Below are 15,755 nucleotides of genomic sequence, written 5' to 3' on the forward strand. Positions count from 1 at the left end.
AGCGATCACCGCGGCGGGGTCGTCCAACTCCAGCACGTGCAGCAACAGCATGCTGCGATCCAGAGAAATCTCGGCCCACGCGGTACCGGGTGTGATGCACACGATCATCGCCAGCACGGCCAATGCGTTGGGGTCCCGCACGTCCAGCGGGATGTGCACAAAGCCCGCAGGGTGGCGCCTGCGGCCGGGCGCCAGCAGCAGGCGGGCCACCGCGAGGTTGGACCGGGTGGTGTCTGCCACCACCGTGAGTGCCAGGCGCAAGACGGTGCCCGGCTTGCGGATGCGCACCGGCAGCGGGCGCAGCCCGGCGGTGAGCAGCGGGATGGCCAGTGCCAGCACCGTGCCCAGCACGAAGTGGCCCGCGCTCAGGCTGCGGTTGAGCAGCAGCCACAGGCCCAGGAGCGCCAGCGAGAGCAACGGGGCAGGCACCAGGCGCCGCAATAGACCCGGGCGTGGCGGCATGGCGGGGGCGTTGGACGCCGCAGGTTGAGCAGGTTGGGTCATGGCTTGTCCCCCGTGGGCGTGGTTTCAGGCATCGCCGCAGGCGAAGCCGCGACGGGCGCAGCGGTCATCACCGCACGCACGTAAGTGCCGGGCGCATGCAGGGCATCGGCCGTGGCCTGGGTGTAGCGCATCACCGCCCCAGCCTGCCACACCAGCGCCACACAGGCCAGCAGCAGCAGCGCAATGGGCAGCCCCTCCAGCACCAAAAGCTGCGGTGACGCGCGGCCCTGGGCCGACCAGAAATGGCGAATGCCCGCGCGTGTGAGTGCCAGCAGCGCCAGCAGCCCCGAGCTCACCAGCAACGCCACCAGCATCCAGCCCGCAGCGCCCAGCCGGATGCCCTGGGCCGCGCCCAGCCCCAGCGGGTTGAGCAGTGCGTGGATCATGGCGAACTTGCCCACAAAACCGGGCAAGGGCGGCAGGCCCGCAATGACCAGCGTGCAGGCCATGAACGCCAGGCCCAGAAAGGCTGCGGCAGCGGGGATGACCTGGCCGATCAACGCCTGTTCCTTGTCGTCCAGGTTCATGCCCTCGGTGGGCACCAGGTCGGCCGACAGAAAGGGTGCGTCGTCGGTCTGCTCATACGGAGCCAGGTTGGCACCGTTGTTGCGCCAGCGGTCGATCAGGTCGGTGAGCAGGAACAGCGCACTCACGGCCAGGGTAGAGCTGAGCAGGTAGTACAGCAGCCCGCCCGTGAGCAGGTTTTGCCCAAAGCCCACGGCGGCCAGCAGCGTGCCCGACGACAGCACGGCGCTGAACCCTGCCAGGTGCCCCAACCGCTGCGAGCCCAGCATACCGATCGCACCAAAGGCCATGGTCAGCATGCCACCGCCAATGAGCCATTGACTGCCAAACAGCGCGGATTCACCGGCCTCGGCGCCAAACAGCAGCGTCCATAGCCGCAGCACGCTGTACACGCCCACCTTGGTCATGAGCGCGAACAGCGCACCCACGGGCGCCGTGGCCGCACTGTAGGCAGGCACCAGCCAGAAGTTGAGCGGCCACACGGCGGCCTTGATGAGGAACGCGACCGCCAGAATCGCAGCGGCCGCATGCAGCAGCCCCCGGTCTGCCACGGCCACACCCGCAATGCTCTGGGCCAGGTCGGCCATGTTGAGCGTGCCGGTGATGCCGTAGAGCATCGACACCCCGATGAGGAACAGCGAAGAGGCGGCGAGGTTGATGGCGATGTAGTGCAGCCCCGCCGACACGCGCGGGCGGCCCGAGCCGTGCAGCAGCAGCCCGTAGGACGCCGCCAGCATGATCTCGAAGAACACAAACAGGTTGAACAGGTCGGCCGTGAGGAACGCGCCTGCCAGCCCCATGAGCTGGAACTGGAACAGCGGGTGAAAGTGCACACCCGCCCGGTGCCAGCGCGCGGCCGAGAACAGCACCGTGGCGAGCGCCACTGTGCTGGTCAGCACCAGCATCATGGCCGACAGGCGGTCGATGACCAGCACGATGCCGAACGGCGCCGGCCAGTTGCCCGGCAGGTACACGCCCAGGCTGGTCTGCACGCTGGGCTCCTTGGCCTGCACCAGCAGCAACACAGCCACCACCAGGCCGACCAGGGTCGATGTGATGTTGAGCGTGACCTTGGTGCGCTGACGTTCCTCGCGCAGCAGCAGCATGAGCCCGGCCGTGAGTAGGGGCAGCGCAATGGGCGCGAGGATCAGGTGTGGCATCAGCCGCTCAAGCAGCATGTGCATGAGTGTCATGTGATTGGTCCAAGACGCTGCGCATGAAACCGGCACGCCCCAGGCCAGGGCAGCCGAGAAAGGGCCGCCCCGCATCGAGGGCTGCGTCCCCCTGCCCGCAGTGCGCAGCGCTGCGAGAGCGGGGGGAAGCGGCGAAGCCGCTCAGGGGGGTGTTCTCTAGTCATGGCATTTCCTGCACGTCTTTACCCTTGGTGCCGTCCACATGGTCGGTGCCCGCCATGCCACGCGATGCCAGCAACACCACGAGGAAGAGGGCGGTCATGGCAAAGCCGATGACGATGGCCGTGAGTGTGAGCGCCTGGGGCATGGGGTCGGCATAGTGGGCCAGGTCTTGAGGCACCCCGGGCTGCAGCACGGGCTCCTTGTCAATCGCGAGGCCCAGGCGGCCCATGCTGAAAATGAAGAGGTTGACCGCGTACGACAGCAGCGACAGGCCCATGATGACCTGGAAGGTGCGGGGCCGCAGCAGCAGCCACACGCCGGAGCCGGTGAGCACGCCGATGGCCAGGGCCAGTATCAGTTCCATGGACCTTCTCCCGGTGTGGCGGCGGCCTGGGCTTCTTCGGCCGTGCGTGCGTTGTTGTAGCGGTGGCTGCGCACCGACTGGTGGGCMAKSSCGGTGAGGATSAGCATGGTGGAGCCCACCACCAGGGTGAACACGCCGATGTCGAAGAACAGCGCGCTGGCCACGTGGATCTCACCCACCACGGGCAGCGAAAAATGCGCCGTGTGGCTGGTCAAAAACGGATAGCCCCAGGCCAGTGCGCCCAGGCCCGTGGCCAGTGCGGCGAGCAGGCCCACACCGATCCAGCGGCGCGGGTACAGCGGCAGATGTGCCTCGACCCACGAGGTGCCCGAGACGATGTACTGCAGCAGCRGGGCCACCGAGAACACCAGCCCCGCCACAAAGCCTCCGCCGGGCTCGTTGTGGCCGCGCATGAACAGGTAGACCGCGACCAGCGTGGCAAACGGCAGCATCAGCCGCACCAGCACGGCGGGCACCATCAGGTAGCCCACGGCGGTGTCGGCAGTCTGGCGTGGGTTGGCGAGGTCGGTGTCTACATCGGCGGGCAGTGCGCGCTGCTGGGGCGGCAGGTCCATCACCTCGCGCGCAGGGCGGAAGCGCCGCAGCAGCGCATAGACCGTGAGGGCCACGATGCCCAGCACCACGATCTCGCCAAAGGTGTCGAAGCCCCGGAAGTCCACCAGCATGACGTTGACCACGTTGGTGCCGCCCCCTTCGGTAAGCGCACGCTCCAGAAAGAAGGTGGAGGTGCTGTCGGGGAAGGGGCGGCTCATCATCGCGAACGACAGCAGCGCCATGCCACCACCCGCAGCCAACGTCAGCGCCATGTCGCGGTAGCGGCGCAGCTGGGTGCGGCGCTCTTCGGCCAGCGTGGGCACGCGCAGGCTCTCGTCGCGCCGCGGCAGCCAGCGCAGGCCCAGCAGAATGAGGATGGTGGTCACCACCTCCACCACGATCTGTGTGAGCGCCAGGTCGGGCGCCGAGAACCAAAGGAACGTGAGGCACATGCACAGCCCGGAGCCACCCAGCAGCGTCAGTGCCGCCAGCCGGTGGTATTTGGCCTGCCAGGCTGCCGCCACGGCGCACACGGCACCGAGCAACCACAGCAGCGCAAAGGCGGGGGACAGCGGCAGCTGCACCCGGTCGCCAATGGGCAGGCCCCGCGCCCACAGGGGCAGGGTGCCTGCCACCAGCGCGGCGCACACCAGCCACAGCATTTGCCACTGCAGGCGACCGGTGCCCAGCAGGCGGCGGCCATTGCGGCCCATCAGGCTGAGCACGGCCAGCGTGGCCTCAAAGGCCCGCTGGCCGCTGATGCGGCGCATGACGGGTGGCGCATCGATGGCACCCTTTTCGCGCTGCCAGCGCAGCAGTGCGTAGAGCGCGATGCCCCCGCCCAAAGCCACCAGACTCATCACAAAGGGGGTATTGAACCCATGCCAGACCGCCAGGCTGTAGGTGGGCAGCTCGCCTCCCACCACGGGCCGTGCGGCAGCGGCCAGGTAGGCCCCCACCGACCATGCGGGCAACGTGCCCACCACGAGGCAGGCCAGCACCAGCAGTTCGACCGGAACGCGCATCCAGTGCGGCGGCTCATGGGGCGGGCGCGGCAGGTCGGTGGCGGGCGGGCCAAAGAACACATCCACCGTGAAGCGCAGCGAGTACGCCACGCTGAACATGCCGGCCACCGTGGCGGCCACCGGCAGCAGCCATTCGAGCAATGGCGTGGTGTTCACGTACACCGTCTCGGCAAAGAACATTTCCTTGGACAGGAAGCCATTGAGCAGCGGCACGCCCGCCATGGCTGCACTGGCCACCATGGCCAGGGTGGCGGTGATCGGCATCATGGTGCGCAGGCCCGACAGGCGCCGGATGTCCCGCGTGCCGCTTTCATGGTCCACGATGCCCACGGCCATGAACAGCGAGGCCTTGAAGGTGGCGTGGTTCATGATGTGGAACACGGCCGCCACGGCGGCCAGCGGGCTGTTCAGGCCCAGCAGCAGGGTGATGAGGCCCAGGTGCGAAATGGTCGAGTACGCCAGCAGCCCCTTGAGGTCGTTCTGGAACATGGCCGCGTAGCCGCCCACCAGCAAGGTGGCCAGGCCCGCGCCGCCCACCAGCCAGAACCACTGCTCGGTGCCCGCCAGCGCGGGCCACAGGCGCGCCAGCAGGAACACGCCCGCTTTGACCATGGTGGCCGAATGCAGGTAGGCCGACACAGGGGTGGGCGCGGCCATGGCGTGGGGCAGCCAGAAGTGGAAGGGGAACTGCGCGCTTTTGGTGAGCGCGCCCAGCAGAATCAGTACGAGCGCGGTGGTGTACAGCGCGTGGTTCTGGATGAGCTGGCCGGCGGCGAGCACATGATCGAGGTCGTAGCTGCCAACGATGTGCCCCAGCACCAGCATGCCCGCCAGCATGGCCAGCCCCCCTGTGCCGGTGACGGTGAGCGCCATGCGCGCCCCGCGCCGCGCATCCTTGCGGTGGTGCCAGTAGCCGATCAGCAGGAAGGAAAACAGGCTGGTCAGCTCCCAGAAAAACGCAATCTGGATGATGTTGCCCGACAGCACCACGCCTGCCATCGCACCCATGAAGGCCAGAAAAAACGAGAAGAAGCGCGGCACCGGGTCGGCCGCAGACATGTAGTAGCGCGCATACAGCACCACCAGGCTGCCCACGCCCAGCACCAGCATGCAGAACAKCCAGGCAAAGCCGTCCATGCGGAWSACGAGGTTSAGSCCSAGCKCGGGCAGCCAGGCCAGCTCTTGCCGGATCACGCCGCCGTCTGCAATCTGCGGGAAGTAGAGCGCCACCTGCACGGTGCAGAACAGGGCGATGAGTCCTGCCAGGGTGGACTCGGTATTGCGGGCGTTGGAGGGCAGAACCGCTGCCAGCAGGCTGCCGATGAAGGGAAGAAGGATGAGCGTGATCAGGGGCATGCGCGATTGATTCTAGGGCGTGTCCCCCTTCAATTCCCCCACGCGCTGGCGGTGCAATGCGGATGGATGCCCGACAAAGCAGACGCCGCATTGCGCAGCCAGCCCGAAGGGAAAGCCGGCCAAGCCACACATTGCGTCGTTGCCCTTCGCTTGTGTAGCCACGCTACACGGCGCTCAGGGCGCCTGGCACTGCACGGCCTGGATGGCTTTCGCGTGGGGGAATTGAAGGGGAACACGCCCTGGGGGCAGCGCCTAAAAACCCTGCCCGCCCCTTGCTGTCGCGCATGCCCTGCCGCAAAAAAACAAGCCCGCTGGAGCGGGCTTGCTACTTGTGAAGCGTGCTTAGTTTTTGCTAGCGCCGGTTGCCGGTGCTGGCGCGGCCGGTGCCGCAGTCGCCGTGGCGGGTGGTGTGGCTGGCGTGGTTGCCGTTGCGGCCTCCTTGTCAGCGCTGCCACGGGCCTTGCGGTCTGCTGCCTGGGAGCTGCTGTGCTTTTTACTGGATTTGGCTTCTGCCTTGGCGGCGGCTGCTGCGCTGTACTTCTTGCCGTTGACGGTCAGGCCCTCTTTGGAGAAGTTGACGGCACTCTTGTTGCCCACGCCGCCCAAACGGCCGATGAAGTCGGCCCAGTCCTTGAAGGGGGCACTCTGGCGCTCCTGGAGGATGCGGCCCGACAGGCCGGGCCCGATGCCCTTGATGCCGTCCAGTTCGGCCTCGGTGGCGGTGTTCACATCCACGGCGGCCCAGGTGGCGGTGGCGAGCAGCGTGGCAACCAGCAGGGTCAGCAGTTTCTTCAGCATGGCAAGGGTCTTACAGCGTTGGGGATGAAGGCTTGGGTCAGAGTTCTTCGACGCGGCGTGCGGGGTAGCTGTCCCAGGTCTGGCAGCCGGGGCATTGCCAGAAATGCTGGCGCGCCTCGAAGCCACAGGCCGCGCATCGGTAGCGGGTCAGGGGCTTGACGGCATGGTCCAGGGCACGTTGAACCTGGGGGTGGAATTCTTCGTGTTCCAGCTTTTCGGTGGCCAGCCATTTGGCGGCAGCGACCAGGGAGCGCTCCTTGTCCAGGTGCTCCACATAACGCTGGCGGGCGGATGGGCGGGTGGCCTCGTCRGCGGCTTCCATGGCCACGATGCTTTCCAGCACGTCCAGCGAAGGCGCTTGCGCATAGTGCGCCTGCAAAAGGGCATGCACTTCCTGGGTGCGGCCGGTAGCGGTGGCAGCCTCGACCATCAGCGGGGCGGCCAGGGGCAGCGCTGCGGGGTTGCGCTCGCCCAGCGCCTTGAGTGTGGACAGCACGGCAGCCGGCTGACCCATCAGGCGTTGCAGGCGCGCCAGTTCAATGCGCGCGCGCGCGGCCTCGGGAGCCGCGGCCACTGCCTGGTCCAGCAGGGCCTGAGCGCCCGGCAGGTCGCCTTGCGCGCTCAGCGCCAGCGCCTGCTCGCACAGGTAGTGGGCTTGCCGGGTGCTGAAGTCGCCCTGATCGGCGTCGTGCATCTTGCGGGCAATGGTGGCGGCATGGGGCCAGTCGCGCGAACGTTCGTAGATGGCCAGCAGCGCCAGGCGGGCCTGGGCCTCGAACGGGGTGCCCTCCAGGCGCTGCAGCGCATCTTCGGCGCGGTCGAGCAGCCCGGCCTTGAGGAAGTCGAGCGCCAGCGCRTGCTGGGCGCGYTCGCGGTCRSTRCGGCTCAGGTCGCCGCGCSMSAGCAGRTGCTCGTGCACRCGCACSGCACGSTSGTATTCGCCSCGSCGGCGAAACAGGTTGCCSARSGCGAAGTGCAGCTCSKRSGTGTCGGGGTCGTTCTGCACGGCCTCGATGAAGGCGTCGATGGCYTGGTCCTGCTGYTCGTTGAGMAGGAAGTTCAGACCCTTGAAGTACGCCTTTGGGGCGCGGCGGTTTTCGGCGCGCAGCTGGCGCAGGTCAAAACGCGACGCCAGCCAGCCCAGCACAAACGCCAGGGGCAGGCCCAGCAGTATCCAGCTCAGGTCAAATTCCATGGATCGAAGGCAGGTCAGGACGTGGTGGGGGCGCTGCCGGGGTGGCGCTGGCGGCGGGGGCCGTTACGGGCGTTGGTGCAACCACGACTGCTGCCTGGGCGCGGCGTGCAGCGTTGCGGTGGCGCCACCAGCGCGGCACCATGCCCAAGGCCCCAACGACCAGACCTGCGGCAAATGCGGTCAGCACCACCAGCACCAGCGGCGCACGCCATTGCGTGCCAAAGAAGAAATGCACGGTCGCATCCTGCTGGTTGTTCAGCGCGAAGGCGAAGAGCGTAAAAAAAATGGCTGCCTTGAGCAGCCACAGGAGGTATTTCATCGGTCTCCCCAGTGGTGGGGCGATTCTAAGAGCTTGGCGCAGGGGGCCTGTGGATGCCGTCTCTCAGGTCAATACAAGTCAAAACGGCAGCAGGCGCTAGTGAATCATGCGCTTGCTGCTATCAATTTGATATCAGTTGCCCAGGGTGCCCGTTGCGGGCGGTGCCTTTTCTTCCATTTCGGCCGTGCGTTTGTCGACGGCTTCGCGCAGGGCCTTGCCCGGCTTGAAATGGGGCACACGCTTTTCGGGAATGGCCACGGCCTCGCCGCTGCGTGGATTGCGGCCCATGCGGGGAGGGCGGTGGTTGACCGAGAAGCTGCCRAAGCCSCGGATCTCGATSCGGTGCCCRCGCACCAGSGCSTCGCYCAYSGCGTCCAGRATGGTCTTGACGGCGTATTCGGCATCGCGGTGSGTSAGCTGSSCGAARCGSGCKGCSAGTTCTTCGACGAGGTCWGAGCGGGTCATGGAATCTTGGGACATAGGCAGTCTTGGCTGAAAAAAGAGCGGGCGCCGAGGCGCCCGCTGTCTGACCGTTTAACGGGTCAGCGCTTTACTTTTCCGAGTTGTCCAGCTTGGCGCGCAGCAGGGCGCCCAGGCTGGTCGTGCCGGCGCTTTCGCGGCTCGATTGCTGGCTCAGGTTGGCCATGGCGCCTTGTTCGTCAGCCATGTCCTTTTGCTTGATCGACAGCTGGATGTTGCGGGTCTTGCGATCCACGTTCACSACSAYGGCSGTGACTTCGTCGCCTTCCTTSAGCACGTTGCGGGCATCTTCSACGCGGTCGCGSGAGATTTCCGAAGCRCGCAGGTAGCCKAYGATGTCTTCGCCGAGGTCGATYTCAGCGCCRCGGGCGTCMACSGTCTTGACCTTGCCGGTCACSRTCTGGCCCTTGTCGTTCACSGTSRYGAAGGTSGTGAAYGGRTCGCYGTCGAGCTGCTTGATGCCCAGCGAGATGCGTTCGCGGTCCACGTCCACGGCCAGCACGATCGCTTCCACTTCCTGGCCCTTCTTGTAGTTGCGAACAGCGGCTTCGCCGGGTTCGTTCCACGAGAGGTCAGACAGGTGCACCAGGCCGTCGATGCCGGCAGCCAGGCCCACGAACACGCCGAAGTCGGTGATCGACTTGATCGGRCCCTTGACGCGGTCGCCGCGCTTSGTGTYCTGYGCGAATTCTTGCCATGGGTTGGCCTTGCACTGCTTCATGCCCAGGCTGATACGGCGCTTGTCTTCGTCGATTTCCAGAACCATGACTTCGACTTCGTCGCCCAGCGAAACCAGCTTGGCGGGAGCGATGTTCTTGTTGGTCCAGTCCATTTCRGASACGTGCACCAGGCCTTCGATGCCGGGTTCGAGTTCSACGAAYGCGCCGTAGTCGGCAATGTTCGTGAYCTTGCCGAACAGGCGGGTGCCTTGSGGGTAGCGGCGGTTCACGCCCATCCATGGGTCGTCGCCCATTTGCTTCAGACCCAGCGAGACACGGTTCTTYTCGGTGTCGAACTTGAGGATCTTGGCRGTGATTTCCTGGCCAGCGGTCACCACTTCGGAGGGGTGACGCACGCGGCGCCATGCCATGTCGGTRATGTGCAGCAGGCCGTCGATGCCRCCSAGGTCCACGAACGCACCGTATTCGGTGATGTTCTTGACCACGCCTTGCACGATGGAGCCTTCCTTCAGGGTTTCCATCAGCTTGGCGCGYTCTTCGCCCATGSWGGCTTCSACCACRGCRCGGCGSSWCAGCACSACGTTGTTGCGCTTGCGGTCSAGCTTGATGACCTTGAATTCSAKGGTCTTGTTYTCGTACGGSGTCAGRTCCTTGATCGGACGSGTRTCGATCARCGARCCSGGCAGGAAKGCGCGGATGCCGTTGACSAGMACGGTSAGGCCGCCCTTGACCTTGCCGCTGGTSGTGCCRGTGACGAAKTCGCCSGATTCCAGGGCCTTYTCCAGGSYSAKCCASGAAGCSAGRCGCTTGGCGGTGTCGCGCGASAGGATGGTGTCGCCGTAGCCGTTTTCRAYGSWGCCRATGGCMACSGAMACGAARTCRCCSRCYTGGACTTCGASTTCGCCCTTGTCGTTCTTGAACTCYTCSAKCGGCACRTASGCTTCGGACTTGAGGCCRGCGTTCACGACCACGAAGTTGTGCTCAACGCGCACGACTTCAGCGGTGATGACTTCGCCTGGGCGCATTTCCGTGCGCTGCAAGGATTCTTCAAAAAGGGCGGCAAAAGATTCGGACATGTGTTTCCTTGCCACAAACAGGATTCCGGCAGCACCATTGCTACCGTTTTTATAGCTGCTTGCGGTGGTTTTTTGCGGCAGAGCCGCGGGTTAGGTTATCGATCCACACAACCTGTGCGCTGACGCGCGATGGGGGCTGCGTGGGCCTGTGGCAAGGCCTTTCGGCACTGCCTGGAGCCCGAGGGCTCCACATTGTCAGCGCTGCGCAGAAGCTGCGAAGGGCTGGCGCTCCTGCCACCAGGCCAAAACCTTTTCGACGGCTTGTTCAATCGTCAAATCGGAGTTGTCCAGGACCAGAGCGTCTTGCGCGGGCTTCAAGGGTGCAACGCTACGGGAACTGTCCCGGGCGTCGCGCGCCTCCAAATCTGCGCGAAGGTCTTCGATACTAGCCGAAAAACCCTTAGAAATCAACTGCTTATAACGGCGTTCTGCGCGGCAGGCGGCGCTGGCCGTGAGATACACCTTCAAGGGGGCCTCGGGGAAGATCACGGTGCCCATGTCGCGGCCATCGGCSACCAGCCCCGGCAGGCGCTGGAAGCTGTGTTGCAGGTCCACCAGCGCCGTGCGCACGGCAGGCAGAGCGGACACACGGGACGCGTTCATACCGGCTTCTTCGGTGCGGATGGCCTCGGTCACGTCGTCGCTGCCCAGCCACACCTTGCCGCCCTCAAACCGCACCGGCAGAGTTTGGGCCAGGGTGGCGATACGAGCTTCGTGGTCCGCATCGATGGCGAAACCCGCCCGCAGCGCGGCGAGGGCGGTGATGCGGTACATCGCGCCGGAATCCAAAAAGCGATAGCCCAGCCGTTGCGCCACCGCCGCCGCCACCGTGCCCTTGCCCGAGGCTGTCGGGCCGTCAATACAGATCACCGGGATGTGAGAGGTTTCGACCTGGGCGACCGAGAACAGCGCCTCGAAATAGTCCGGGAACGTCTTGGCTACGCACTTGGGGTCTTCGATGCGCACCGGCAGACGCGCCGGATTGAAGGCGGCCAGCGAGAAGCACATGGCCACGCGGTGGTCGTCGTAGGTGYGGATGCTGGCGGCTTTCCAGTCAGCGGACTGGGCGGGAGGCGTCACGCGGATGTAGTCCGCACCTTCCTCCACCGTGGCGCCGAGCTTGCGCAGCTCGGTGGCCATGGCGKCGATGCGGTCGGTTTCCTTSACSCGCCAGCTGGCGATGTTGSKCAGSGTGSTSGKGCCSTCGGCATASAGSGCCATCACGGCCAGCGTCATSGCSGCATCRGGGATGTGGTTGSMGTCCAGGTCRATGGCCTTGAGSGGCCAGGCGCCGCGTTCGATCTGCAGCCAGTTGGGGCCCCCGGTGATCACCGCGCCCATGGCCCGGGCCGCTTCGACAAAGCGAATATCGCCCTGGATCGAGTTCAGGCCCACGCCTTGTATCTTGATGCCGGATTTGGCATCGTTTTGGCCAGTAGCGCGAGTCGCTATTGCTCCAAGCGCTATGAAATAGCTAGCGGATGAGGCGTCTGCCTCCACATGAATACTGCCGGGCGACTGGTAGCGGCTACCCGCCGCGATGGTGAAACGCTGCCAGTTCTGGTGCTCGACCACGATGCCAAACCGCGCCAGCAGCTGCAGCGTGATGGCGATGTAGGGTTTGGAGATCAGCTCGCCCACCACCTCGATCACGATGGCCTGCGCGCCGGCCGCCAGCGGCAGCGCCATGAGCAGGGCAGTGAGGAACTGGCTGGATACATCGCCGCGAACGCGGATGGGCTCTGTCAGCGCCAGGGCAGGAACCCCCTGGGCATGCGCGATGCGCAGCGGTGGGTAGCCGTCGTTGCCCAGGTAGTCAATCTGGCAGCCCAGCTGGCGCAGCGCATCGATGAGATCGCCAATGGGGCGCTCGTGCATGCGCGGCACGCCCGACAGTTCGAACTCGCCGCCCAGCAGCGCCAGCGCCGCCGTGAGCGGGCGCATGGCCGTGCCCGCATTGCCCAAGAACAGCTTGGCGGGGGATTGGGGCAGGCGGCCACCCAGGCCCGTGATGCGCACGGTGCTGCCCGCTTCATCCACTGTGCACCCGATCTGGCGCAGGGCGTCCAGCATCACACGCGTATCGTCGGACGCCAGCAGGTCGTGCACGGTGGTGGTGCCGTTGCTCAGCGCGGCCAGTAGCAGCACCCGGTTGGAGATGCTCTTGGAGCCCGGCAGGTGGACTTCGCCTGCAGCGGCTTGCAAAGGGGGGAGATCGAGGAATGCGGTGCTGTACATCAGTGTCTTTCGTCCATTGGTGCAAGCGCCCGTCATTACTGGCGCAGGCCCATCCCAGTGCACCCGTGGAACTGGCTTTGCCAGGCCACCGAGTGCGTCCCCTTTGGGGGAAGGCGCCGCAGGCGACTCAGGGGGTTATTTTCTCTTCGCGCCCATGCGCCAATGCGCACGGGTTTCGCTGGCCAAGGTCAGCATGTCTTCAAGCGCCTGGGCATTGCCTTTTTCCATGGCCTGCTCGATGTTGCGCAGGGCCTGCTGGAACAGCTTGGACTGGGCAATCAGCTCGTCCCGGTTGGACAGCAGGATGTCGCGCCACACCTTGGGGTCGCTGGCGGCAATGCGGGTGAAGTCGCGGAATCCGGGGCCTGCGAGGGACAGAAAGTCGTCACCGTGCGTCTGGCCCGTGATGCTGTTCATCATTGCAAACGCGAGCAAATGGGGAAGGTGGCTGACGGCGGCAAAGGCCGCGTCGTGCGACTCCGGCGACATGCTGGTCACGCGGCAGCCCAGCGCAGTCCAGATCTTTTCGGCGTCCTGCAGCTGGGCCGTCAGGGTGCGCTCGGTGGGAGTCAGGATCACCTGGCGCCCGCTGTACAGGTCGGCTTCGGCGTGTTCCACACCTGACACTTCCCGCCCCGTGATGGGGTGTGCGGGCACGAATGAGCCCACCTGGTCCCGCAGCGAACGCTGTGCGGCCTGCACCACATCGGACTTGGTCGATCCCACGTCCATGATGAGCATCTGGGGGGTGACAAGGTGCTTGATGGCCTTGAGGGTGGCCTCGGTGGCTGCCACGGGGACTGCCACCAGCACAATGTCGGCGCCCGCCACGGCCAGTAGCGCGGAAGGCGCCTCGACGTCGATCACGCCCAGCTGGCGGGCGCGGTCGGTGGTGGAGGGCGACTTGCTGTAGCCCACCACGCGTTTGACCAACCCGGCCTTCTTCATGGCCAGGGCGAATGAGCCTCCCATGAGCCCACAGCCGATCAGTCCCAATTGTTCAAACATGGCGGCTGCTCCTCAGGATGACACGGGGTAAGTGCCCAGGACCTTGTAGAACGCACACAGGCTGCGCAGTTCTTCCAACGCCCGTGCCACATGGGGCTGGGCGGGGTGGCCGTCSAGRTCGATGTAGAAGTAGTACTCCCACTGGCCSGTGCGSGCMGGGCGCGACTCAAASCGSGTCATGGACACGCCGTGCGTCTTGAGCGGCACCAGCAGGTCATGCACGGCGCCAGGCTGGTTGGGCACCGACACCACGAGGCTGGTGCAATCCTTGCCCGAAGGAGGCGGCGTCTGCAGCGTGTGTGGCAGGCAGATGATGGCGAAGCGGGTACGGTTGTAGGCGTCGTCCTGGATGGCATGGGAGACGATGTGCAAGCCGAACTGAGTGGCCGCACGCTCGCTGGAGAGGGCCGCCCAGGCAGGGTTGGTGGTGGCCAGTCGCGCGCCTTCGGCATTGCTGGACACCGGGCGGCGCTCGGCGTGCGGCAGGTGCTTGGACAACCACGCCTGGCACTGCGCCAGTGCCTGCGGATGGGCCAGCACCACCTCGATGCCTTCGAGCGAGTTGCTGGTGCGCAGCAGGTTGTGGCGCACCAGCAGGCTGACCTCGCCCACCACATGCGTAGGGGTGTGCAGGAACAAGTCCAGAGAGCGGGTGACCACGCCCTCGGTGGAGTTCTCTACGCCCACCACGCCATATTGGGCACTGCCCGCCGCTGTGGCGTGGAACACCTCGTCGAAGTTGGCGCAGTACATCAGGTCGGCGGCACCGCCGAAGAATTCAATCGCGGCCTGCTCGCAGAACGTGCCCTCGGGGCCCAGCACGGCCACACGCTGGGGTGATTCGAGGGCCAGGCAGGCAGACATGATCTCGCGCCAGATCGCCGCCACGTGCGCACCCTTGAGCGGGCCCGGGTTGGCGTTGGTGATCTTGTCGATGACCTGCGCCACACGGTCGGGGCGGAAGAACGGCGTGCCCTCACGTTTCTTGACTTCACCCACCTGTTCGGCCACCAGCGCCCTCTGGTTCAGCAGCGTGAGCAGTTGCTGGTCGATGCTGTCGATCTGCACGCGCAGGCTGGCGAGGTCGGGTGAGGCTTGCGGATTGTTCATGGACGGTGGGGTAGCGGTGCGTGCTCTGGGAGCCGTTTTTTGTTGCTGTCGTGTCGGGTGCGCGCTCAGGCGTGCTTTTGCTCAAATTCTCGCATGTAGTCCACCAGCGCCTGCACGCCCGCCAATGGCATGGCGTTGTAGATGCTGGCGCGCATGCCTCCCACGGACTTGTGGCCCTTGAGCTGCAGCAGCCCGCGCTCCTTGGCGCCGGCCAGGAAGGCGTCGTTACGGCTTTCGTCACGCAGGAAGAACGGGACGTTCATGCGCGAGCGGCAGTTGGCCGCCACCTTGTTGACGTACAGCTGTGATTGGTCGATGGCGTTGTACAGCAGCSTGGCCTTGGCRATGTTGCGCTGCTCCATGGCGGCCACGCCAGTCAGGCTGCCTTCGGTCTGGCGCTTGAGCCACTGGAAGGTCAGCCCAGCGACGTAGATGCCCCAAGTGGGCGGCGTGTTGTACATGGACTGGTTGTCGGCCACGATTTTGTAGTCGAAGGCGCTGGGGCAGGCGGGTAGGGCATGGCCCAGCAGGTCGTCGCGCACGATCACCAGCGTGAGGCCTGCGGGCCCCAGGTTCTTTTGAGCGCCGCCAAAAGCCAAGCCCACACGGCTCCAGTCCACGGGCCGCGAGGCCACGTGCGAGGAGAAATCGATCACCAGCGGTGCATCGCTGCCCAGCGCCTTGAGGTCGGGCAGCTGGTGGAACTCGGTGCCGTGGATGGTTTCGTTGCTGCACAGGTGCAGGTAGCTCGCGCCCCGACTCACCGTCCACGAAGCTGGGTCCGGCACGGTGGTATAGCCCGTCTCTTCACCCGTGGCAACGATGTTGACTTCGGACGCATATTTGCGTGCTTCCTTTTGCGACTTCTGGCTCCAGCTGCCGGTCACCACAAAATCGACCACGCCGGCACGCGACAGGTTGAGCGGAACGATGGCGTTTTCGGCCAAGCCACCACCTTGCATGAAGAGGATCTTGAAATGCGACGGCACGGCCAGCAGCTCGCGCAGGTCGGTTTCCGCCTTTTCGTAGATGGACAGAAACTCCTTGCCGCGRTGGCTCATTTCCATCACGCYCATKCCGCTGCCGTGCCAGTCCAGCATCTCGGCAGCGGCTTGTTGCAGGACTTCGGAGGGGATGGCGGCGGGGCCTGCGGAGAAGTTGTAAGGG

General features: G+C 65.6%; 14 protein-coding genes. 1 reads left to right on the forward strand and 13 read right to left on the reverse strand.

All coding sequences use genetic code 11. The features are described 5' to 3' along the window. From AC04MI_RS17675 to rpsA, 9 genes are all read right to left on the reverse strand, one after another. Positions 1-462: Na+/H+ antiporter subunit E (locus tag AC04MI_RS17675; RefSeq protein ID WP_476498284.1), on the reverse strand; the 462-nt coding region annotated here is incomplete at its 3' end. Positions 463-500: 38 nt separating this feature from the next. Next, positions 501-2,222: a monovalent cation/H+ antiporter subunit D gene (locus AC04MI_RS17680; protein WP_476498276.1), complete on the reverse strand. Its 1,722-nt coding sequence runs from the start codon at positions 2,220-2,222 to the stop codon at positions 501-503. A 160-nt stretch (positions 2,223-2,382) separates the two neighbouring features. Continuing rightward, on the reverse strand, positions 2,383-2,748 hold the full coding sequence (locus AC04MI_RS17685; protein WP_015014440.1) for a Na+/H+ antiporter subunit C: 366 nt from the start codon (positions 2,746-2,748) through the stop codon (positions 2,383-2,385). After that, entirely contained in the window at positions 2,739-5,684 is a 2,946-nt protein-coding gene (locus tag AC04MI_RS17690) for a monovalent cation/H+ antiporter subunit A (RefSeq protein WP_476498277.1), read from the reverse strand. Before AC04MI_RS17690 ends, AC04MI_RS17685 begins: the two co-directional genes overlap by 10 nt. 342 nt (positions 5,685-6,026) lie before the next feature. Continuing rightward, positions 6,027-6,482, reverse strand: coding sequence for a ComEA family DNA-binding protein (locus AC04MI_RS17695; protein ID WP_436077138.1), 456 nt, complete (start codon positions 6,480-6,482; stop codon positions 6,027-6,029). Between the two features lie 37 nt (positions 6,483-6,519). Continuing rightward, positions 6,520-7,677, reverse strand: coding sequence for a lipopolysaccharide assembly protein LapB (lapB, locus tag AC04MI_RS17700; protein ID WP_476498278.1), 1,158 nt, complete (start codon positions 7,675-7,677; stop codon positions 6,520-6,522). Further along, entirely contained in the window at positions 7,667-7,996 is a 330-nt protein-coding gene (locus AC04MI_RS17705) for a LapA family protein (protein WP_436077139.1), read from the reverse strand. Before AC04MI_RS17705 ends, lapB begins: the two co-directional genes overlap by 11 nt. Positions 7,997-8,128: 132 nt before the next feature. Next, entirely contained in the window at positions 8,129-8,461 is a 333-nt protein-coding gene (locus AC04MI_RS17710) for an integration host factor subunit beta (RefSeq protein WP_476498279.1), read from the reverse strand. 85 nt (positions 8,462-8,546) lie between these two features. Continuing rightward, positions 8,547-10,232, reverse strand: a complete 1,686-nt coding sequence (gene rpsA / locus AC04MI_RS17715) for a 30S ribosomal protein S1 (protein ID WP_476498280.1) — start codon at positions 10,230-10,232, stop codon at positions 8,547-8,549. Here rpsA and AC04MI_RS17720 point away from each other — a divergent pair. Continuing rightward, positions 10,134-10,355: a hypothetical protein gene (locus tag AC04MI_RS17720; RefSeq protein WP_476498285.1), complete on the forward strand. Its 222-nt coding sequence runs from the start codon at positions 10,134-10,136 to the stop codon at positions 10,353-10,355. The genes rpsA and AC04MI_RS17720 overlap by 99 nt on opposite strands. Positions 10,356-10,427: 72 nt before the next feature. Here the strand turns inward: AC04MI_RS17720 and AC04MI_RS17725 are convergent, their stop codons facing one another. From AC04MI_RS17725 to serC, 4 genes are all read right to left on the reverse strand, one after another. Next, positions 10,428-12,470, reverse strand: coding sequence for a bifunctional 3-phosphoshikimate 1-carboxyvinyltransferase/cytidylate kinase (locus AC04MI_RS17725; RefSeq protein WP_476498281.1), 2,043 nt, complete (start codon positions 12,468-12,470; stop codon positions 10,428-10,430). A 135-nt stretch (positions 12,471-12,605) separates the two neighbouring features. Further along, the gene (locus AC04MI_RS17730; RefSeq protein ID WP_015014432.1) at positions 12,606-13,478 is read right to left on the reverse strand and encodes a prephenate dehydrogenase; all 873 of its coding nucleotides are present in this window, start codon (positions 13,476-13,478) and stop codon (positions 12,606-12,608) included. Between the two features lie 12 nt (positions 13,479-13,490). Then, positions 13,491-14,588: a prephenate dehydratase gene (gene pheA, locus AC04MI_RS17735; protein WP_476498282.1), complete on the reverse strand. Its 1,098-nt coding sequence runs from the start codon at positions 14,586-14,588 to the stop codon at positions 13,491-13,493. Between the two features lie 65 nt (positions 14,589-14,653). Further along, a partial coding sequence (gene serC / locus AC04MI_RS17740; RefSeq protein WP_476498283.1) for a 3-phosphoserine/phosphohydroxythreonine transaminase occupies positions 14,654-15,755 on the reverse strand: 1,102 nt, incomplete at its 5' end.

Source organism: Acidovorax sp. LjRoot204 (assembly GCF_056175785.1).